This is a genomic window from Streptococcus oralis, assembly GCF_024399415.1.
Lineage (GTDB): Bacteria > Bacillota > Bacilli > Lactobacillales > Streptococcaceae > Streptococcus > Streptococcus oralis_CS.
The window spans coordinates 1,530,385-1,552,542 of sequence record NZ_CP029257.1 but is presented as its reverse complement, the minus strand read 5'-3'; the positions used below and the strand labels follow the sequence as shown (position 1 = coordinate 1,552,542).

The window sequence follows — 22,158 nt, the reverse complement described above, 5'->3', positions numbered from 1 at the left end:
TTGTTGAATCAAGTCTTTTTTCTCTCTTTTGTTCCTATTTGTGATAAAATAGAATGAAACGATTTTTTACAATGAATGAAAAAACAGAGGTAAATATGACAATCGGTATTGATAAGATTGGTTTTGCGACCAGTCAATATGTCTTGAAATTACAAGACTTAGCAGAAGCGAGGGGAGTTGACCCCGAAAAATTTAGCAAGGGACTCTTGTTAAATGAAATTAGTATTGCGCCACTGACTGAGGACATTGTTACCTTGGCAGCTAGTGCAAGCAACTCTATTCTAACAGACAAAGAAAAAGAAGAAATCGATATGGTCATCGTGGCGACTGAGTCAGGGATTGACCAGAGTAAGGCAGCGGCAGTCTTTGTTCATGGTCTATTAGGCATTCAGCCTTTCGCCCGTAGCTTTGAAATCAAAGAAGCCTGCTATGGAGCGACAGCTGCCCTTCATTATGCCAAGTTGCATGTAGAAAATTCTCCAGAGTCTAAGGTTTTGGTCATTGCCAGTGATATTGCCAAGTATGGTGTGGGAACTCCGGGCGAACCAACTCAGGGTGCTGGAAGTGTGGCGATGTTGATCACCCAAAATCCGCGCATCATGGCCTTTAACAATGATAACGTTGCTCAAACGCGTGACATCATGGATTTCTGGCGTCCGAACTACTCAAGCACTCCTTATGTAAACGGCATGTACTCGACCCAACAGTATCTTGATTGCCTGACAACGACTTGGGATGAATATAAGAAACGCTATGATTGGACTATGGATGACTTTGCGGCTATCTGCTTCCACTTGCCTTATCCTAAGTTAGCCCTAAAAGGTTTGCGCAAGATGATAGACAAAACTTTGTCTAAAGAAAAACAGGATAGTTTGCAAGAAAACTTTGATAAGTCCATTCTCTACAGTCAGATGATTGGGAATATCTATACAGGTTCCCTCTTCCTCGGCCTTCTCTCCCTTTTGGAAAATGCAGAGACTTTGAAGGCTGGAGATAAAATTGCCCTCTACAGTTACGGAAGTGGCGCGGTTTCAGAGTTCTTTAGTGGCGAATTGGTCGAAGGTTATGAAACTTACCTTGATAAGGATCGCTTGAGTAAACTCAAACAACGTACAGCATTGTCTGTTGTAGACTATGAAAAAGTCTTCTTCGAAGAGGTGCAGTTGGATGAGTCTGGCTCAGCCCAATTTGCAGGCTATGAACATCAAGACTATGCCTTGGTTGAAATTGTCGACCACCAACGCCGATATAGCAAGGTTGAAAAATAATGAAGATAAGTTGGAATGGATTTTCTAAAAAATCATACCATGAGCGCCTTGAGTTACTGAAAGCTCAGGCGCTCCTTAGTCCTGAAAAGCAAACCAGTCTGGAGCAGGATGAACAAGTCAGCTTGGCAGTTGCAGACCAGCTGAGTGAGAATGTGGTAGGAACTTTTTCTCTGCCTTATTCCATCATTCCAGAGCTTTTGGTGAACGGTCAGGACTACACAGTTCCCTATGTGACAGAAGAACCGTCTGTGGTTGCTGCGGCCAGCTATGCTAGTAAAATCATCAAACGGTCAGGTGGCTTTAATGCTCAGGTTCATCAGCGCCAGATGATTGGTCAGGTAGCCCTTTATCAAGTTGCTGATCCTGAACAAGCGCAAGAGAAGATTGCCAGCAAGAAAGCCGAACTCTTGGAACTTGCCAATCAAGCCTATCCTTCTATCGTCAAACGTGGTGGCGGAGCGAGTGATTTGCATGTAGAGCAGATCAAAGGAGAAACAGACTTTCTCGTTGTTTATCTCCATGTCGATACTCAGGAAGCCATGGGAGCCAATATTCTCAACACCATGCTGGAAGCTTTGAAACCAGTCTTAGAAGAACTCAGTCAAGGACAGAGTCTTATGGGAATTTTGTCCAACTACGCGACCGATTCTCTGGTGACAGCAAGCTGTCGTATTGCCTTTCGCTACTTGAGTCCCCAAAGGGACCAAGGACGAGAAATTGCGGAGAAAATATCCTTGGCTAGTCAGTTTGCGCAGGCTGATCCTTACCGAGCAGCTACTCATAATAAAGGGATTTTTAACGGTATCGATGCCATTTTGATTGCTACTGGTAATGACTGGCGTGCCATCGAAGCTGGTGCCCATGCCTTTGCCAGTCGAGATGGACGCTATCAAGGTCTTAGTCAATGGACGCTGGACATGGAAAGAGAAGAATTGGTCGGTGAGATGACCCTGCCCATGCCGGTAGCGACCAAGGGCGGCTCTATCGGTCTCAACCCTCGTGTAGCCCTCAGTCATGAACTACTAGGGAATCCTTCTGCCAAGGAATTGGCCCAGATTGTCGTGTCTATCGGTCTTGCCCAAAACTTTGCGGCCCTCAAAGCCTTGGTCAGTACGGGCATCCAGCAAGGTCACATGAAATTGCAAGCCAAATCCTTAGCTCTCCTAGCTGGTGCTAGTGAGACAGAGGTTGCTCCCCTTGTTGAGCGCCTCATCGCAGATAAAACCTTTAACTTAGAGACAGCCCAGCGCTATCTCGAAAACTTAAGATCATAAAAAACTCAGACGAATCAGTCTGAGTTTTCTTGTGTTTATAGTCAATGAAAATCAAAAAGCAAACTAGGAAGCTAGCTGCAGGCTGCTCAAAACACTGTTTTGAGGTTGCAGATGGAAGCTGACGTGGTTTGAAGAGATTTTCGAAGAGTATTAAATACTTTTTCCTGGTAATAGGGTGACTGGTAAAAAGTAACCGGTTGTCGCGACCTCTTTGCCTTCAATCTTCTGTAAGAGAAGATCGACAGTGAGGTGGGCAATCTCTTTCATAGGTTGCTTAATCGTTGTCAGGTGAGGGTAGTAGTTCTCGATAAAGTAGGTCCCATCATAGCCGATGACTTTGAGCTCTTCAGGAACAGAGATTCCCAGTTCCTGAGCTATTTTGATAACCAAGATGGCTGTCAGATCATCTGAAGCAAAGATAGCATCTGGTTTCTGATGAGTCAAGATATTCTTGATTTCCATTTCCTTTCTGACGGGAGAAAAGTCACTCGAAACATTGATAATAGGCGCTTTTGGGAGTACAGAGGCAAAACCAGCATGACGCAGTCCAGTAGGCGAATTGGAATTGTCATTCCCTGTAATCATGATAATAGACTGGGCACCTGTCTTGACCAAGGTTTGGGCAGCGAGAACCCCGCCACCGTAGTTGTCAGAGGAGACAACAGGAATGTCTGGAGACAAGTTTCGGTCAAAGGAAATGATTGGCGCTGTTACACGATTGTAGTCTTCAATTCCCAAGTTATGACTACCAGAAATGATACCGTCGACCTGATTGGCCTCTAGCATTTCGATGTACTCCCGTTCCTTCTTAGAGTCGTGCTCGCTGTTACAGATGATGGTCTTGTATCCATTTTTAAAGAGTTGGTGTTCCAACTTATCAATCAATTCTGCATAGAAAACATTGGAAATATTTGGGAAAATTAAGCCAATCAACTTAGCTGATTTTCCTTGGAGGCTACGAGCTAAATTGTTGGGCTTATAGCCCAATTCTCTCATGGCTTCATTGACCTTGAGAATGGTTTTTTCAGACAGATAACCTTTTTTATTGATAACCCGAGAAACGGTAGTAGGGCTGACACCAGCAAGTTTTGCGACATCAGTTAGTTTTGCGACCATAATCTAATTCATAGTAAGTTCCAGTTGGGTTTCCAGACTTGATGAGGATACCATTTTGGTCCGCATGTGGGAAGACACGACCAGAAAATACTTTTTCTCCTTTATTGATGAAAATTTCAAAGACCGACTTGTCGATGAAGATAGTGGCAGTAGTAGCTTGGTTATGAATAGGGCAAGAACGAGTCGTACCAAATTCTTGAGCATACTGTTCACCAGCCTGACTACGATCCACTGTCACCTGTCCATTGACAAGGTCAAAGTTGATTGAAAGCCCCTTGCCTTCTTTATCAGCGAGCAAGACAATCTCGCTTTGGCTATTGGCCTCCAAGTTGAGCTCCAGTTCATAGGTGTTATTGGTTTGAGTACGATTTGAGAAGACCTCTTCAGAAGAACGAAGTTCTTTGACGGCTGAGACAGGATATTGGTAGAGTTTGCCATCTTTGATAGTGAGTTCTTTGACCAAGGAGAAGGTCCCTTGGTGGTCAAAACGATCAGATGGGTAGGCTACATCTGGTAGCCCAAGCCAGCTGACAGACAATGCACGTCCATCTGGAGCGTTGAAGGCTTGCGTTGCATAGGCTTCGAAACCATAGTCTAGATTTTGCAATGGAGAGACATCTACCATTTTAGCATTTTCAGGATCAAAAGAAGCCCCGATTTTGTACATGTTTGGATAGATATTATCATAGTCTAGAACACTCTTATCCAATCCTTGCGGGCAGTAGAGAAGTACAGGTTGTTCACCGATAAAGACCAGATTTGGACATTCCATCATATAGGCAGTACGGTCGTTGGCAAAGTCTAGGTCACCAACTGCTTGCCAGTTGGTGTAATCATTATCTATAGCCTTGTAGAGACGAACAAAGCCTTTTTTCTCCAAGTCCTGTCCACCCACGATAGCATAATATTGCCCCTTAAAGTTGAAAATTTGTGGGTCGCGGAAGTGGTCGGTAGAGTCTGCTGGCTGGTCAATCAAGACCTTGTCAATCTTCGAGATCTTGCCATCTTTTCCCAAAAGAGCACCAACCTGGTAAGGGTGACGAATCCAGTTTTCATCACGGACATTTCCAGTATAGAATAGGAACAACTGATCGCCAAACTGCATGGCAGATCCAGAGTAGGCCCCGTGGCTATCTAATGGAGTATCAGGCAAAACTTTGACTCCAGTTTCTGTAAAGTGCACTAAATCATCACTTTCAAGCTGCACCCAAGATTTCAAACCATGAGCTGCACCAAAGGGGAAGTTTTGGTAAAAGAGAATCCATTTACCATCAAAATAGGAAAAGCCATTTGGGTCATTGAGAAGCCCCATTTTAGGCTCGACATGGTAATGAGTATGCCATGGAGATTGTGCCATCTTTTCCTTGATTTGCTTGATTTCATCATTAGACCAGTCTTCATAGCGTCTATAACGGCGCTCAGTTGTCCATTCCATTTTATCTTTCCTCCATAAGTTCTATTCTATTATTAATAGTAAACGTTTTCGGCAAAAAAAGCAAGCCTTTTATGTTAAAAAAGAGAAAAATATGTCAAACGGTTGCCATAAATCAAGTAAAGGAAATCTAACAAATTTTCACGAAAAAATGAAAGAAAATGTAAATAAAAACCTTTATTCCTCAAGTTTAAAGATATTTTTTTGAGGAAAAAGAGAATTTCCCTCAAAAACGAGCAAAAATAATCAGAGGAAAAAGAAAGGGAATAAAAATTTCTGCAAAACGCTTGACATATTTTAGAAACATGATAAAATAATAGTCGTAGGGCGGATAAAATCGCTTTCAAACACTTTACAAAATTTTATATAAGGAGATTTTTGCAAATGAACAATCAGGATATTGCAAAAAAGGTCATCGAAGCCCTTGGTGGACGTGAAAATGTCAACAGTGTAGCTCACTGTGCGACTCGTCTACGTGTCATGGTCAAAGATGAAGGGAAAATCAATAAGGAAGTGATTGAGAACTTGGATAAAGTTCAAGGAGCTTTCTTTAACTCAGGCCAATACCAAATCATCTTTGGGACTGGTACAGTAAACAAGATGTACGACGAAGTGGTTGCACTTGGTTTGCCAACCTCTTCTAAAGAAGACATGAAAGCAGAAGCTGCTAAACAAGGAAACTGGTTCCAACGTGCTATCCGTACTTTCGGTGACGTCTTTGTACCAATCATTCCAGTTATCGTAGCGACAGGTCTCTTCATGGGTCTTCGTGGTCTCTTGAACGCTCTTGGAATCACACTTCCAGAAGATGTTACCATTTACAGCCAAATCCTCACAGATACAGCCTTCATCATCTTACCAGGTTTAGTTGTATGGTCAACCTTCCGCGTATTCGGTGGAAATCCAGCCGTTGGTATCGTCCTTGGTATGATGCTGGTTTCTGGTTCGCTTCCAAACGCTTGGGCAGTAGCATCAGGTGGTGAAGTAACAGCTATGAACTTCTTTGGCTTCATTCCTGTTGTTGGTTTGCAAGGTTCTGTTCTTCCGGCCTTCATCATCGGGGTGGTCGGAGCCAAGTTTGAAAAAGCTCTCCGAAAAGTGGTTCCAGATGTCTTGGATCTCTTGGTGACACCATTCGTGACACTTTTGGTTATGTCTATCCTTGGACTCTTTGTCATCGGACCAGTCTTCCACGTTGTTGAAAACTACATCCTTCTCGGAACAAAAGCGATTCTTGGTTTGCCATTTGGTCTCGGTGGTTTGGTCATCGGTGGGGTTCACCAATTGATTGTCGTATCAGGTGTGCACCACATCTTCAACTTGCTTGAAGTTCAGTTGCTTGCTGCTGACCATGTCAACCCATTCAACGCTATCATCACTGCAGCAATGACAGCTCAAGGGGCTGCGACAGTTGCCGTTGGTGTTAAAACTAAAAATCCTAAACTGAAAACACTTGCTTTCCCAGCTGCTCTTTCTGCCTTCCTCGGTATTACAGAACCAGCTATCTTCGGGGTAAACTTGCGCTTCCGTAAACCATTCTTCCTTTCATTGATCGCTGGTGCTATCGGTGGTGGATTGGCTTCTATCCTTGGACTTGCTGGTACTGGTAATGGTATCACCATCATCCCTGGTACTATGCTTTACGTTGGGAATGGTCAATTGTTCCAATACCTTCTTATGGTAGCTGTATCATTTGTTCTTGGTTTTGCCCTTACCTACATGTTTGGTTACGAGGACGAAGAAGAAGTTGCTAGTGAAGTGGCGACAGAACGCTTGGTTCAAGAAGAAACAACTGGTAACATTCCAGTAGCTCCTCAAAATGAAACAATCCAAACTCCAATCGTTGGGGACGTAGTTGCCCTTGAGAATGTTGATGATCCAGTCTTTTCAAGTGGTGCAATGGGACAAGGTATCGCAGTAAAACCAAGCCAAGGTGTGGTTTATGCACCAGCTGATGCGGAAGTATCGATTGCTTTTGCCACAGGACATGCTTACGGTTTGAAGACAGCTAATGGAGCTGAAATCTTGATCCATGTTGGTATTGATACGGTGACTATGAACGGTGAAGGCTTTGAACAAAAAGTTGCTCAAGGCGACAAGGTCAAAGCTGGTGATGTTCTCGGAACCTTTGACTCAAACAAAATCGCCGCTGCAGGTCTTGACGACACAACAATGGTTATCGTAACCAACACAGCAGACTACGCTTCTGTGACACCAGTCGCAAGCGGTTCAGTTGTCAAGGGTGACGCTATCATCGAAGTGAAAGCCTAGTCCTCTTCGAAAATCAAATCTAAAAACAAAACGAACAAATATTATGTTTGTTCGTTTTTACTTGGATGGTAAGATTTACAGAGGAAAATCTAAAATATTGAGAAATCTAGCCCTTTAAAATGTGCTATAATAGAGAAAACAAAGATAAGAGGTTTATCATGACAAAATTATATGGAAGCTTAGAAGCGGGCGGTACAAAGTTTGTCTGTGCTGTCGGAGATGAAAATTTTAACGTTGTAGAAAAAACACAGTTTCCTACAACAACTCCTATCGAGACCATCGATAAAACCATCGAATTCTTTTCAAAATTCGATAATCTTGCAGGTCTTGCCATCGGTTCCTTTGGTCCTATTGATATCGATAAAAACTCAAAAACCTATGGTTTTATCACAACGACTCCAAAACCTCACTGGGCAAATGTAGACCTACTTGGTGCCCTACGTCGCGCCCTCAACGTACCTATGTATTTCACAACGGACGTAAATAGCTCTGCCTATGGTGAAGTGGTTGCTCGCAACAATGCAGGTGGCCGTATCGAAAACTTGGTATACTACACGATCGGTACAGGGATCGGTGCAGGTGTTATCCAACGCGGTGAGTTTATCGGTGGTGTCGGTCACCCTGAGATGGGTCACTACTATGTAGCCAAACACCCAATGGATGTAGAAAAAGAATTCAACGGTGTTTGTCCATTCCACAAAGGCTGTTTGGAAGGCTTTGCGGCTGGTCCAAGTCTCGAAGCCCGTACAGGTATTCGTGGTGAAAACATCGAACTCAACAGTTCTGTCTGGGATGTTCAAGCCTACTACATCGCTCAGGCTGCGGTCAATGCTACAGTGACTTTCCGACCAGATGTCATCGTCTTTGGTGGTGGAGTCATGGCCCAACAACACATGCTGGAACGTGTACGTGAGAAATTCACAGCTCTGCTCAACGGCTATCTACCAGTGCCAGACGTGCGTGACTACATCGTAACTCCAGCAGTCGCAGGAAATGGCTCCGCAACACTTGGAAACTTTGTCCTCGCCAAAAGTGTCGCAAAATAAAAAAAGAGCATCCGTTTGGGCAACCAAGCGGATGTTTAGATTGAAGACAATGTTTTTGAGCCTTTCCTTAAGTGATGACGGACGGTAGCGACTTTCTTCGAAATTCCATACCTTAACTTTGAGCCTAATGTCTCAAAGTTTCCGAACACCTGAAACCATTAGATTTCAGGTGTTTTTATCACGGCGGAAAGGCTAGGTAAATCCTCGCTTCACTATTGACAAATAGGCATGATTTCCATACCAAAGTATATTTAGTATCAGGCTATATTCTATCTATGCTCTAAAAATCCGCTTGGGAAACCAAACGGATTTTTCTATTCTCAAAACATCTGCCAGAAGAAATCAATGATATAAGTCAAACCATAAGTGTAAACCACTAGGGTAAAGGGCTTGGTCAAAATGATAATAATCATATAGCGCTTGAAGGTCATCTTGGTAAGGGCAGCTAGCATACAGAGAAAGTCAGCTGGACTGACAGGCCAGATCATCATAAAGATAAAGAACCGCTCGAAGCGATTGCCCTTATCTAGCCAGCCAATGTATTTGTCATAGGTGCGCTTGCTGACGACGGACTGGACAAAGGCAGCACCGTAGAGGCGCACGAGGTAAAAGATAATGGCACAGCCAATCACGATGCCGATATAGTTATAGATAGTCCCGATGATGTGGCCGTAAATAAAGACCCCAGCCACTGAGGTCAAAGCTCCCGGAATGATCGGAACGACGGTTTGTAGGATCTGTAAAAAGATAAAGAGTGGTGGCCCCCAAACCCCAGCTTGCTGGATAAAGGCCGATAGGGTTTCCTTGGACTGTAAAACACCCGCCTGATAGGCCCAAATACAGAAAATCAAGGTGCCGACTCCCCCGACGATAGATGAGATATTGATGACTTGCTGCAGAAGGGGAGAAACAGCTTTCATTTGCTTATCCTGTGACATGTAAACTCCTCATAGATAGTATGATTCTACTATACCATATTTTGAGGAGAAAAACTATCTGGATTATCTGACTGGAGAAATAAGTGTGGTAAAATGAGAATAAGAAAATGATGGTATAGAATGAGGAGTATCATGTTAGGTTTAAACTTTAAAGGAAGCTGGCGCCAATACCAAAAACAGGTCTTGGATCGTTTTCAGGACTATCAAGCAGACGGTCATGTTCATCTAGTGGCCGCTCCAGGGTCTGGAAAGACAACCATTGGTATCGAGCTAATCGCTCGTATTGGCAACCCAGCCCTCATCTTAGTTCCGACTGTCACCATTCGTGAACAATGGGTGGAGAGGATTCAAACAGCCTTTTTAGAGAACGAACAGAAGATTTCAGACCTCGTTTCCCAAAACTTAAAGGAGATGAGGCCCTTAACGATTGTGACCTATCAGGCTTTTCATAGTGCCATGAACCAACTGCAATCACAAGAAGATGGAGAAGCAGAGGATTTTGTGGGGTTTGATTTGCTTGCAAGCCTAAGAGCTCAGAAAGTTGCGACTCTTTGTTTGGACGAATGCCACCACCTGCGCAATGAATGGTGGAAAAGTCTGGAAGCCTTTCGCAAGCAGTATGGACCGCTGAAACTCATCTCCCTGACAGCGACACCACCTTATGACAGCGATCCTGAACTCTGGGAACGCTATATCCGTATGTGTGGGGAAATCGACCAAGAAATCACGGTACCTGAACTAGTCAGGGAAGACACTCTTTGCCCTCATCAGGATTTTGTCTATATGTGTTCACCAACAGCTGAAGAGGCGGAACGTCTCAAACGCTTTGAGGAGACTAAGTGGGACTATATTCACCACCTTATAGTCGATCCTGATTTTCAAACATTTGTCGCAGGGTCTAAGGTCCTCAAAGGGGAGATTTCATCTGATTTGCTTTTAGAAGATCCCAAGTACTTGTCTGCTATGTTGATTTATATGCATTCTCAGGGGTTAACGATTCCTCCCTCTTTACAAAATTTACTGGGAACCCAGAAGCTTCCAGCATTGACCTCCTACTGGCTGGAGACACTGTTGCAGAGCATGCTCTATCAGACACCAGATTGGTATGAGGATCTAGATGGATATAGGAAAAAGATAGAGGCTGACTTGAAGGCTCGTGGGTTGGTGGAAAAACGTCAGGTTTATCTGGTTAAGTCTAAGGTTTCTGATCAGCTTTTAACTCAATCTCTGGGGAAATTGTCTGCCATCGCTGATATCTTCTGGACAGAGTATGAGAGTCTAGGTCAGGAACTAAGACAGTTAGTACTAGCTGACTATATTCGCAAGGATTTTGCCACCTATCTGGGAGATAATCAGGCAACCATTTCTCAGTTGGGGGTTCTTCCTTATTTTGAAAGCATTCGTCGAAAAGCTCAGGAGCAAGAGATCCCTGTATCTTTAGCTGTCTTGTCAGGTAGTGTTGTTATTTTGCCTACCTATGTGGCAGCAGAGTTGAAGGAACTCTTGCCTCAGGTTCCTCTTAGTTTCTCATCTATTGGTCACTTGGATCCAAAAGATTATGTGCAGGTTGGTTTTCCTAGCTCAGCTAAGGGAATCGTAGCGGCAGTGACGGAGCTTTTTCAACGAGGGCGGATTCAAGTCCTAGTCGGAACCAAATCTCTCCTCGGAGAGGGTTGGGATGCTCCTTGTGTTAATTCCCTAATCCTCGGAAGCTTTGTGGGGAGCTTTATGCTGAGTAACCAGATGCGCGGGCGTGCCATTCGTATCTGGCCGGGGCATCCAGAAAAGACCAGTAACATTTGGCATCTGGTAGCCGTTCAAGCGCAAGCACTCATCACTCTTCCTGGTGAGGAGCCTAGACCAGAGAGCAATCAGGATCTGCAGACCTTGTCGCGACGGATGGAGCATTTTCTTGGATTGGCTTATAATCAGGAGAGTATTGAGACCGGCTTGGATCGTTTGGATTTTCCAAAGCCCCCTTTTAAGAAAAAGCAAATTAGTGAGTATAATGAGCGAGTTAAGAGTCTCTCCAAGGATCGAGCAGGCTTGAGACAAAAATGGCAAGATGCTCTTGTCGTAGCGGATCAGTTCGAGATAGTTACAGAAGTCGCAACTCAAAAACAGAAAATCCCAGTCATGCTCTTTCTTGATGCATTAAAATGGGTTCGCCTGTCATTACTCTTGTTGGCAGTGGATTTGTTGGTCTTGCTATTTAGACTGAGACTGATCGGTGTTTGGTGGCTTACAGCAGCCTGTTTCCTCTTTTTGGCCTTTGCATCTTGGCGCTACCTCCGCTATAAGAGTCCCTATAAACGCTTGCAGTCTCTGGGTGAGCAGATCCGAAAGGCTCTGCTAGATTCGGGGCATCTAACAGATAACCAATCGCGTGTTCAGGTAGAGGAGGATAAGGAAAATTATTTGGTTTTCGCCTATCTCAAGGGAGGTAGTATGAGAGATAAGGAATTGTTTGCGCAGACTGTGGGAGAATTCTTTGCTCCAGTGGACAACCAGCGCTATCTCTTGAAGACAGAGAAAGTCCGACAAGGTCAGTCACCTTACTATGTCGTGCCTAGTCTTTTTGACAAGCGCAAGGAAGAAGCGCAGAAATTCCTCGACTTTCTGACACCAACTATCGGACGCTATCACCTCGTCTACACACGAACAGAGACCGGACGGAAAACCCTTCTCGAAGCTCGTATCAAAGCTCTCTCTAACAAAAACGACCGTACCTTGACTAAGAAGAAGGTTAAAAGTCAGTTGGAGTAGGGGAGGTAAAATATACCCCGCTAGAAAATAAAAAAGCAAAGGGAGAAAATATGGCAGATACAATTTTAATTTTAGGTAATGGATTTGATATTGCAATGGGGCGAAAAACAAAGTATACAGATTTTATTGACTTTGAAAAACAATTATTCTCTAATCCAAATGAGGACTTACTGGAGTTCCTAAAAGTTAAAAATATAAGGATTGAGAAATACAAGGATAATTTATATTTAAAATTTATCAATGAGAATAAAGCTACTCTGGGATATAATTGGTCTAATCTTGAAATAATGATTTCGCAACTTGCAGATGCAATAATGTATTTCAAAGAAAATAATGATTTAATATTCAAAGTTACTATTACAGGACAAACTGGGTTACTGGATGAGAAATTATCAAAAGAAAAAAATTATAGGTCAAAATTATATATTTCAGATTTGTTTTTTTTACTCTTTCATAAAAAAGTCTGGGGTTCTTTAGAAAGAGAAGTTGCAATGGAAAAGTTGAATAATGAATTTATCAATCAACTTGATCTATTGATTGAATTGTTAGAAATATATTTATCTTATAGAGACTTTCTTGATTTTAAAGTTATCGAGATAAAATCCAAGCCAACAGCTCTAGATGCAATATCAGATTTGTCAAATTCCTCTGTCCTAAACTTTAATTATACAAACACTTCACGATATTTATTTGGAACTTCTGAGAAGAGAACTCATTTCATACATGGGCGAATTGACTTAATTAGAACCTTCAGTCGAATTAATACGATGGTTTTTGGAATTGAGGATAAAGAAAATGATGTTAACAGTGATTTAATTCCCTACCAGAAATATTATCAAAGAGTAGTAAAAGAAACGGGAAATGATTTTGAAAAATTTTTTAAACGAACTTTCTATGATATAGATGACGAATTCGGAAGTCAACTTCCAAATTCAAAGAATATCATTGTTTTTGGACACTCGGTTGACCCTTTGGATAAAGAAATATTTCAAAAATGTTTTGCATTAGCAGAAAATGGAAAGTATGATTATAGATTTATTTTCACTTATTTTAATGATTTAGCTAAACGTTCAATTATTAAGAATCTCGCAATCATCCTTGGGAAGGAAAAACTGATAGAATTAACAGGTAAACAGAATGTTGTATTTATAAAGAGTGATGATAAGGATAGTATGAAAGAAGTACTACTGCCTTAATAAAATCAAAAAAATAATTGAAATCATAGAGTACAATTATAAAATCATATTTTAAAAATAGTTTATACCCCACTCGCTCTAGTCAGGTCGAGTGGTTTTTCTTGAAATATGATAAAATAGAAAAGATAATACATTAATTAAGGAAAGTAAAAATGGCAAGTAAAGAAAATGCAGAACGCAAGGAGCTGCATCGTAAAATTTGGGCGATTGCAGACGATGTGCGTGGAGCTGTAGATGGTTGGGATTTTAAGCAATATATCCTAGGAATTCTGTTCTATCGTTTTATTTCAGAGCATATGGCAGACTATTTTGACCGTGCTGAGCATGAGGCTGGGGATTTAGAATTCCGTTATGCTGACTTAAGTGATCAAGAAGCTGAGCAAGATTTCAAACCAGGGACAGTTGAGGATAAGGGTTTCTTTATCCTTCCAAGTCAATTATTTGAAAATGTCGTCAAGAACGCCTCGCAAAATGAAAATCTAAACGAAGAATTGGCCAATATTTTCCAAGATATTGAGAAGTCAGCGATTGGCTTCAAATCAGAAGATGATATCAAAGGTTTGTTTGATAACTTGGATACCCGAAGCAACATCCTTGGTGGAACTGTTCCAGAAAAAAATAAACGCCTTTCTGACATTCTTAATGGTATCAATAGCATTAACTTTGGAAACTTTGAGGAAAATGACATTGATGCCTTTGGAGATGCCTATGAGTTCTTGATTTCCAACTATGCCAGTAATGCAGGGAAAAGTGGTGGTGAATTTTTTACACCTCAGACAGTCTCTAAACTATTGGCTCGGCTAGTGATGGTTGGAAAAGATAAGATTAACAAGGTCTATGACCCGACATGTGGTTCAGGCTCTCTCCTTCTTCAAATGAAAAAACAATACGAAGATCATATCCTAGAGGATGGTTTCTTTGGTCAGGAAATCAATATGACCAACTATAACTTGGCTCGTATGAATATGTTCTTGCACAATATCAACTACAATAACTTTGATATTAAGCGAGGAGATACCCTCTTAAATCCTCAGCATCTGGAAGAAAAGCCATTTGATGCTATCGTTTCTAACCCTCCGTATTCTGTTAAATGGGTGGGAGATGGAGATCCAACTCTGATAAACGATGACCGTTTTGCGCCAGCTGGTAAGTTAGCACCCAAGTCAAAAGCTGACTTTGCCTTTATTATGCATAGTCTCAATCATTTGTCCAATAAAGGTCGAGCAGCTATTGTTTGTTTTCCAGGTATTTTCTATCGTGGTGGTGCTGAAAAGACCATTCGTCAGTATCTGGTAGATAACAACTTTGTTGAAGCAGTCATTGCCCTTCCAGATAATCTCTTCTTTGGCACTTCTATCGCAACTACGATTTTAGTTCTGGCGAAGAATAAACTTGAAAATAAAACACTCTTTATTGATGCGAGTAAAGAGTTCAAAAAAGAGACAAATAACAATGTTTTAACAGATAGCAATATTGAGCATATTGTTGAATTGTTCGCTAATTATCAAAGTGTAGACTATAAAGCAGCTCTTGTTGATAATGATGTGATTGGTTCAGAGCAGGATTACAATCTATCTGTGTCAACTTATGTCGAACAAGAAGACACACGTGAGAAGATTGATATAGATGTGCTCAATAAAGAAATCGCTGAGACTGTTGCCAACATTGACCACTTGCGTGCAGAGATAGATAAGATTGTAGAGGAATTGAGCCATGGCTAATGATGTGATTCTCTATAGAACTGATGACGGTGAGTCCGCTATTGAACTTCACTTGGATAATGGAACGGTCTGGCTGACTCAACAAGAACTAGCTGAACTCTTTCAAACTTCCAAGCAAAACATTAGTAAACATATCAAGGCGATATTTGAAGATGGTGAGTTGGATGAAACAGTGGTTGTCAACTATCAGTTGACAACCACTCGTCACGGTGCAATAGCTGGTAAAACTCAGTCAAAAAAAGTCGCCTACTATAATCTCGATATGATTTTAGCGATTGGCTATCGTGTGCGCTCCCCTCGTGGAATCCAGTTCAGACACTATGCTTCGACAGTCTTGAAAGAGTATCTGATTAAGGGCTTTGCTATGGATGATGAGCGCTTGAAAAACTTGGGTGGAGGTTCTTACTTTAAAGAACTCCTGGAAAGAATCCGAGACATTCGCTCGAGTGAAAAAGTCTTTTACCGTCAGGTCTTGGATCTTTTTGCGACATCAAGTGACTACAATGCAAATTCACCAGAGGCAAAGAAATTCTTTGCGACGGTGCAAAACAAGATGCATTATGCTATTCACCACAATACTGCGAGTGAACTTATCTATAACCGTGTCGATAGTGAAAAGGAATTTATGGGCTTGACCACTTTTAAGGGAGACCTTCCTACCTTATCCGAAGCAAAAGTTGCCAAGAACTATCTGACAGAGAAGGAACTCCGTGGGCTCAATCAGCTTGTATCAGGATATCTAGACTTTGCTGAAAGACAGGCAGAGCGTGAAGAAGTCATGACTATGGCGGACTGGGTGACACATGTAGATCGTATCCTTCTAGCTACTGGAGAAGACTTACTGGATAACAGTGGTTCGATCTCTCGTGAACAGATGAAGCAGAAGGTAGATAAGGAGTATAAGAGCTACCAAGCCAAGACCCTTAGTCAAGTTGAAAAAGATTACCTCAAAGAAATTAAAAGCATTGAAAATCTAGCCAAGGAAGGAGGTAAGTGATGAACATCCTAGAAGAAATCCAAAACTGTCCTGTTGAATGGAAAGAGTTGGGGGAAGTGTGTGAATTAAAAAATGGATATACACCATCGAAAACTAATAAAGAATTTTGGGAAAATGGAACTATACCATGGTTTAGATTAGAAGATATACGTAAAAACGGACGAGTATTATCTAATTCGCTACAGCATGTCTCTAGAAATGCAATTAAAGGTGGTAAAGTTTTTACTGCTAACTCTTTAATTGTTTCTACCACTGCTACTATAGGAGAAGTTGCGTTAATTACAGTTCCTTTTTTATGTAATCAACAGATAACTGCTGTTATGATAAAACAGAAATATGAGAAAGATTTAGATATTAAGTTTTTGTTTTACTACTTACAAATTCTAAGTAGTGACATGAAGAAAGGGATAAATGAGGGGAGCTTTCCAATAGTTTCTTTATCAAAAATGAGGAGTTTTAAAATCCCCATTCCTCCTTTAAAAATTCAAGAAAAAATCGTGCAAATACTTGACAAATTCACTGAGTATGTTACAGAATTGACCTCAGAATTGACCTCACGTAAAAAGCAATATTCTTTTTATCGAGATAAATTGTTATCTTTTGAGGATGAGGTTTATCAGGTTGAGTGGAAGACGTTGAACGAATGCCTTAAAAAAGGAAAAGGAACTAAAATTACAGCTAGTCAGATGAAATTACTTCACAAAGAAGGTGCGCCAATCCGTATCTTTGCAGGAGGAAAGACTTACGCTGATGTGAACTATGGAGATATTCCCGATAAAGATATTCATACAGAAGAGGCAATTGTTGTAAAATCTCGTGGAATTATTGATTTTGAATACTGCACAGAACCATTTAGTTTTAAAAATGAATTTTGGTCATACAGTTCAGACAATGAAAATATCAACTTAAGATATATTTATCATTACTTAGTTCATAATAAAGAATATTTTCAAAACATCGCTAATAATATGCAGATGCCACAAATTTCTAGTAATGATACTGAAAAATTCAAAATCCCAGTTCCCTCCCTCGAAATTCAATCTCGTATTGTTCAAGTTCTAGACAACTTTGATACGGTATGTAACGATTTAAATATTGGACTGCCCAGGGAGATTGAACTACGTCAAAAACAGTATGAATATTTTAGAGAAAAACTCTTGACATTCGTCGCCGAAGGCGAGTACACTGAGAGTAGAGTAGAGTAGAGTAGAGGAGTGGGACAACTCTGCTATTATCAAGCTTTTACAGTGGGTATTTGGGCCAATTCGAGTGGAAGTGGGACAAGTTGTCAATTTACAACGTGGGAAACGTCTTGTTAGAAATCAGCTAACTACTTCAGGAAGTTTTCCAGTTTATCAGAACAGTTTGACACCCTTGGGATATTTTACACATTCAAATAGGGGAAAAGAAACCAACTTTGTTATATGTGCAGGAGCAGCTGGTGAAATTGGATATAGCGATAGGGATTTTTGGGCAGCAGATGATGTCTACACATTAGAGACATTAGATAATATTGCTGACAAATTTATGTACTATGTCTTATTAAGTAAGCAAGATAGACTCAAATCACAGGTTCGAAAGGCTAGTATTCCTAGATTATCTAAAGATGCTATTGATAAAGTAACGTTCTACTTACCATCTCTTACTGAACAAAAAAGAATCGTTTCTGTTCTTGACAATTTTAACACCCTAACCAACTCTCTTTCTGAGGGACTTCCAAAAGAAATCGAACTAAGACAGAAGCAGTATGAATACTGGAGAAATCAATTACTCAATTTTAATGAATAAGGAAAAGTGAATTATGGCGGATGATAAAGTATTTAATACATTGGAAGATATTGCAGACGAACTAATCTCAAGTAATAAGAAGGTACATTTAATTTATGCTTTTAATGCTACAGGGAAAACGAGGCTATCTACAATTTTAAAGGATAAATTAAATATCTCGGAAAATGATGGAGAGTCAAAAGTAAAGAAAATACTTTATTTTAACGCTTTTACAGAAGATCTTTTTACTTGGGAAAATGATTTAGAAAATGATGAAGATCGTTACCTCAAATATGATAAGCGTACTTTTTTTGGTAAGTTTTTAGAAGAACAGCAACAATTTGAACAAGTCATTATCAACTTTCAGAAGTATGTCCATAACCTCATAGTTCCAAATTTTGAAGATATTGAGAGACAGGCTAATGATAGTTCGGGATTCCCAATTTTTGATATTATTGGAGACCAGCGTGTTCCAAGATTGATAAGTGATTTTAAGGGAATTCGCTTTACTTTAGATGGTGATTCAGTCAAAATTTCTAGAGGTGAGGAGAGGATATTTGTTTGGTCTATATTCCTAACTCTTTTGGAACTTATTATTGAGGAGTTAAGCGATCCAGATATTGACTCTGATTTTCAGGACTTTAAGTATATTTATATTGACGATCCAATTTCTTCGTTAGATGATAACAATACTATTGATTCCGCTATTTTTTTAAAGGAAATTATTGCTAAATCTAAACACACTGATTTAAAGTTTATTATTTCTTCTCACCAACCACTTTTTTATAATGTTTTGTACAATGAAATACGGTTTGACAGAAAAATACCAAATAAAAAAAAGTCCTTTTATGTTATGAAAAAAGAAGTTGATAAGGAGGACAAAGTCAGATATATTTTAACTGACGTTGAGAAAGATTCTCCCTTCGGATACCACCTAAAGGTGAGAGAAGTGCTACGTAAAGCTGTAGACAGTGGACAAGTAGAAAAATTTCATTATGCTTTGTTTAGAAATCTGTCAGAGAAAACAGCCACATTTTTAGGCTATAGTAGATGGGAAGATGTTTTATTAGGATTAGAGGTGGCAGGTGAGGAGATTACCAAAGAAAATTTAGAACCATATGCTCAAAGGTTTGATTTATTCACTCATAATCGTCAATCGGACTTGGAGTATAGAGAATTGCTAGAAAGAGAAAAAAATACCTTAATAGATTTATTCAATAGTTTTGAGAAAAAATATAAATTTAACCCAAAAGAGGAAAATGAAAATGGTTGATTATTCAAAAATACATGAAGTTATTGCGGAAACCAATGAAGGGATTCTCTTGGCTGAGTATCAACCAGAGTATCGCACGGATAGAGAATATCAGTCAGAGGCTGATTTAGAAAATCAGTTGATTTCTGATTTGGTGAATCATCTCAACTATGAACGCTTAAATATTCATACACCTGAAGAGCTCTTAGCAAATGCTAAGGTGCAAATAGAAAAACTCAATAAGATAACGTTTACTAATGATGAGTGGGATCGCTTTGTAGTAGAGTATTTAGACTGCCCCAATGAAGGATTAATTGAAAAAACTCGAAAAATTCAAGAAAATTATATTTATGACTTTGTCTTTGACGATGGACGAATTAAGAATATTTTTATCATTGATAAGAAAAATATTCACAACAATAGTATGCAGGTCATCAACCAAGTGACCCAAGTGGGTAGCCATACCAACCGTTATGATGTCACGATTTTAGTGAATGGTCTTCCGTTAGTTCAGATTGAATTGAAAAGACGTGGTGTTAGTCTTAAAGAGGCTTTTGAACAAATCCATAGATATAGTAAGGAAAGCTTCAATAGTGAAAATTCCTTATACAAGTACATTCAGATTTTTGTTATTTCTAATGGGACTTATACGCGCTACTTTGCAAATACGACAGCTCAAAATAAAAATCATTATGAGTTCACCTGTGAATGGGCAGACCGTAAAAATAAAACCATTCACGATTTAGAAGACTTTACTGTCACTTTCTTGAGTAAGCGAGTCCTCTTGGAAGTCTTGACCAAGTATTGTGTCTTTGATGCTGATAATACCTTACTCATCATGCGCCCTTATCAGATAGCTGCAACAGAGAGTATTTTACGAAAGATTCATTCCACAAATGAAATGAAGAATTTCGGTACGATCAATGCTTGTGGCTATATCTGGCATACGACTGGTTCTGGGAAAACTTTGACTAGTTTTAAAACTGCTCGTTTAGCAACAGAGTTGGACTATATTGACAAAGTGATTTTTGTGGTGGATAGAAAAGACCTGGACTATCAAACCATGAAGGAATATCAAAAATTTCAACCTAATTCAGTCAATGGTAGCAACAATACAAAAGAACTCCAACGTAATATTGAAGAAAATGATGGTAAAATCGTTGTCACAACTATTCAGAAGTTAAATAAATTTATAACAGCAAATCCAAATCATGAAATCTACAGTAAGAAATGTGTCTTGATTTTTGACGAGTGCCATCGCTCCCAGTTTGGAAAGGCGCAAAAGCGTATCAAAAAAGCTTTTAAACAGTATGCTTTATTTGGATTTACAGGTACTCCGATTTTCCCAGAAAATAGCTTAACAGGAGAAACAACACAAGAGGTTTTTGGAGAGCAACTTCATAACTACGTTATAACAGATGCTATTCGAGATAAAAAAGTGTTGAAGTTCAAAGTCGACTATAACTATATCAAGCCTGAAATAAACAAGTATAGAGAAGCTGAAAAAGCAGTTGGTCAAGAGATTGATGAGAAGAAACTCAAAAAAATGGAGAAGGAGCTCCTATTGCATCCAGAACGGATAGCAACCATTACAGAGTATCTGTTGAGAGTTTATAATGACAAGACGCATCGGAGTAAATATTACACTCATAAACAAAAAAAGATGCAAGGTTTTAATGCTATGTTGGCTGTACAAAGTATTGAAGCAGCAAAACTATACTATGAAGAACTCCAGCAGCAACAGGCAACTCTACCAGAAGTTAAGCGTTTGAAGGTCGCTACTATCTTTAGCTTTGCGCCTAACGAAGAACAGTCAGCTTATGGAGAGATTCAAGATGAAGAGCTAGACCCTCAAGATACAGCCATGTCTCTTTCATCTAAAGAGTTTCTTTCTAAAGCAATCTATGACTATAATCAAATGTTCAAGACAAACTTTTCGACTGATGGGAAAGAGTTTCAAAATTATTATCGAGACCTTTCAAAACGAGTTAAATCTAAGGAAGTGGATTTACTGATTGTAGTGGGAATGTTCTTGACGGGATTTGATGCTCCAACGATGAATACTCTCTTTGTCGATAAAAATCTTCGTTATCATGGATTGATTCAGGCATTCTCTAGAACTAATCGAATTTTTAACGAGGTTAAACCTTTTGGCAATATCGTTTGTTTCCGTGATTTAGAAAAGGCTACGCAAGAAGCTATTAAGACTTTTGGAGATACAAATAAGCTTGAAATCATCTTAGAAAAAAGTTTTAGTGAATACATGGATGGTTTCGTTGACCAAGTAACAGGTATTGAGGTCAAAGGATATACTACAGTCTGTCAGGAAATTTTGGAAAGATTCCCGAACCCGCAAGAAATTGAGACAGAGCATGAGAAAAAAGAGTTTGTTAAGTTATTTGGTGAGTTGTTGAAACTTGATAATGTTCTTCGAAATTATGATGAATTCCAAGAAATCGACAAACCTATTTCAGAAGGTTATCTTCAGGATTTAAGAAGTGCCTATGTGGAAATTCGAGATGAGTTTTTGAACCTTAAAAACTATGAAAAGACTAAAGATTTAGAGATTGACCTTTCAGATGTTGAATTTGAAATTGAATTACTAAAAACTGATGAGATTAACCTAGACTATATCTTGGCATTGATTGTTGAAAAATCGAAGAATTCTGAGTCTAAAGAAGTAATGAAAGCAGAAGTTAGTCGTGTGATTCGTTCTAGTATTGATATCCGTGCCAAAGAAGAGTTGGTTATTGGATTTATCAATGACACCGATTTGCAAAAATTGAAAGACCATGATGGGATTATCCATGCTTTCTACGAATATGGCAAGGAGCGCAAGAAAATCGCGATTCAAGACCTAGCTGAGGCTGAGAAACTTGTAGATGACTATCAATTGTTTATCGACAAATCAATTCAACGAGGTTATGCTGAAAATAGTGGGACTGATTTGGATTCGATTATTCCACCAACTTCTCGTAGACAGGGAGCACGAGAACGGAAAAAGCAAGAAGTTTTACGTAAGATTCAATTGTTAGTAGAGACTTATTCAGGTATTTGATGATTTCTAAATCAAGGCTTATTAGAAAAATCAGGAACTACAAAAAACACTATTTA

Annotated in this window: 15 protein-coding genes; 12 read left to right on the top strand and 3 right to left on the bottom strand. The window is 39.8% G+C overall.

The features are described 5' to 3' along the window. Nucleotides 1-95: 95 nt before the first annotated feature. Together DG474_RS07535 and DG474_RS07530 are read left to right on the top strand one after the other, a co-directional pair. Nucleotides 96-1,268, top strand: a complete 1,173-nt coding sequence (locus tag DG474_RS07535) for a hydroxymethylglutaryl-CoA synthase (RefSeq protein WP_255778968.1) — start codon at nucleotides 96-98, stop codon at nucleotides 1,266-1,268. Next, on the top strand, nucleotides 1,268-2,542 hold the full coding sequence (locus DG474_RS07530; protein ID WP_255777952.1) for a hydroxymethylglutaryl-CoA reductase, degradative: 1,275 nt from the start codon (nucleotides 1,268-1,270) through the stop codon (nucleotides 2,540-2,542). The genes DG474_RS07535 and DG474_RS07530 overlap by 1 nt, the downstream gene beginning before the upstream one ends. 150 nt (nucleotides 2,543-2,692) lie before the next feature. On the opposite strand, the gene DG474_RS07525 is transcribed toward DG474_RS07530, so the two are convergent. Both DG474_RS07525 and DG474_RS07520 read right to left on the bottom strand, forming a co-directional pair. Further along, entirely contained in the window at nucleotides 2,693-3,658 is a 966-nt protein-coding gene (locus DG474_RS07525; protein ID WP_255777946.1) for a LacI family DNA-binding transcriptional regulator, read from the bottom strand. Next, nucleotides 3,639-5,093 (bottom strand): sucrose-6-phosphate hydrolase, encoded by a 1,455-nt coding sequence (locus DG474_RS07520; RefSeq protein WP_255777945.1) that lies wholly within the window; start codon nucleotides 5,091-5,093, stop codon nucleotides 3,639-3,641. Before DG474_RS07520 ends, DG474_RS07525 begins: the two co-directional genes overlap by 20 nt. Before the next feature lie 381 nt (nucleotides 5,094-5,474). Here DG474_RS07520 and DG474_RS07515 point away from each other — a divergent pair, with 381 nt between their 5' ends. Next, nucleotides 5,475-7,361 (top strand): sucrose-specific PTS transporter subunit IIBC, encoded by a 1,887-nt coding sequence (locus DG474_RS07515; RefSeq protein ID WP_255777940.1) that lies wholly within the window; start codon nucleotides 5,475-5,477, stop codon nucleotides 7,359-7,361. Nucleotides 7,362-7,519: 158 nt separating this feature from the next. Continuing rightward, nucleotides 7,520-8,407 carry a fructokinase ScrK gene (gene scrK / locus DG474_RS07510; RefSeq protein ID WP_255777937.1) on the top strand — a complete coding sequence of 296 codons (888 nt, stop codon included), beginning with the start codon at nucleotides 7,520-7,522 and terminating at the stop codon, nucleotides 8,405-8,407. Nucleotides 8,408-8,727: 320 nt separating this feature from the next. On the opposite strand, the gene DG474_RS07505 is transcribed toward scrK, so the two are convergent. Next, complete coding sequence (locus DG474_RS07505; RefSeq protein WP_000076176.1) at nucleotides 8,728-9,345, bottom strand: TVP38/TMEM64 family protein; 618 nt, start codon at nucleotides 9,343-9,345, stop codon at nucleotides 8,728-8,730. A 132-nt stretch (nucleotides 9,346-9,477) separates the two neighbouring features. Between DG474_RS07505 and DG474_RS07500 the strand changes: the two genes are divergently transcribed. The 8 genes from DG474_RS07500 to DG474_RS07465 all read left to right on the top strand — a co-directional run bounded on the left by DG474_RS07500 (nucleotide 9,478) and on the right by DG474_RS07465 (nucleotide 22,102). After that, nucleotides 9,478-12,111 carry a DEAD/DEAH box helicase family protein gene (locus DG474_RS07500; protein WP_255777934.1) on the top strand — a complete coding sequence of 878 codons (2,634 nt, stop codon included), beginning with the start codon at nucleotides 9,478-9,480 and terminating at the stop codon, nucleotides 12,109-12,111. Nucleotides 12,112-12,161: 50 nt separating this feature from the next. Continuing rightward, on the top strand, nucleotides 12,162-13,307 hold the full coding sequence (locus DG474_RS07495) for an AbiH family protein (RefSeq protein ID WP_049519314.1): 1,146 nt from the start codon (nucleotides 12,162-12,164) through the stop codon (nucleotides 13,305-13,307). A gap of 152 nt (nucleotides 13,308-13,459) precedes the next feature. Next, nucleotides 13,460-15,028, top strand: a complete 1,569-nt coding sequence (locus tag DG474_RS07490; RefSeq protein ID WP_049519313.1) for a type I restriction-modification system subunit M — start codon at nucleotides 13,460-13,462, stop codon at nucleotides 15,026-15,028. Next, entirely contained in the window at nucleotides 15,021-16,025 is a 1,005-nt protein-coding gene (locus DG474_RS07485) for a virulence RhuM family protein (RefSeq protein WP_049501086.1), read from the top strand. The genes DG474_RS07490 and DG474_RS07485 overlap by 8 nt, the downstream gene beginning before the upstream one ends. After that, complete coding sequence (locus DG474_RS07480; protein ID WP_125853977.1) at nucleotides 16,025-17,230, top strand: restriction endonuclease subunit S; 1,206 nt, start codon at nucleotides 16,025-16,027, stop codon at nucleotides 17,228-17,230. Before DG474_RS07485 ends, DG474_RS07480 begins: the two co-directional genes overlap by 1 nt. Nucleotides 17,231-17,300: 70 nt before the next feature. Continuing rightward, nucleotides 17,301-17,813: a restriction endonuclease subunit S gene (locus tag DG474_RS07475; protein ID WP_255777929.1), complete on the top strand. Its 513-nt coding sequence runs from the start codon at nucleotides 17,301-17,303 to the stop codon at nucleotides 17,811-17,813. A 13-nt stretch (nucleotides 17,814-17,826) separates the two neighbouring features. Continuing rightward, complete coding sequence (locus DG474_RS07470) at nucleotides 17,827-19,065, top strand: AAA family ATPase (RefSeq protein WP_049501083.1); 1,239 nt, start codon at nucleotides 17,827-17,829, stop codon at nucleotides 19,063-19,065. Then, on the top strand, nucleotides 19,058-22,102 hold the full coding sequence (locus DG474_RS07465) for a type I restriction endonuclease subunit R (RefSeq protein ID WP_049550331.1): 3,045 nt from the start codon (nucleotides 19,058-19,060) through the stop codon (nucleotides 22,100-22,102). The genes DG474_RS07470 and DG474_RS07465 overlap by 8 nt, the downstream gene beginning before the upstream one ends. Nucleotides 22,103-22,158: the final 56 nt, after the last annotated feature.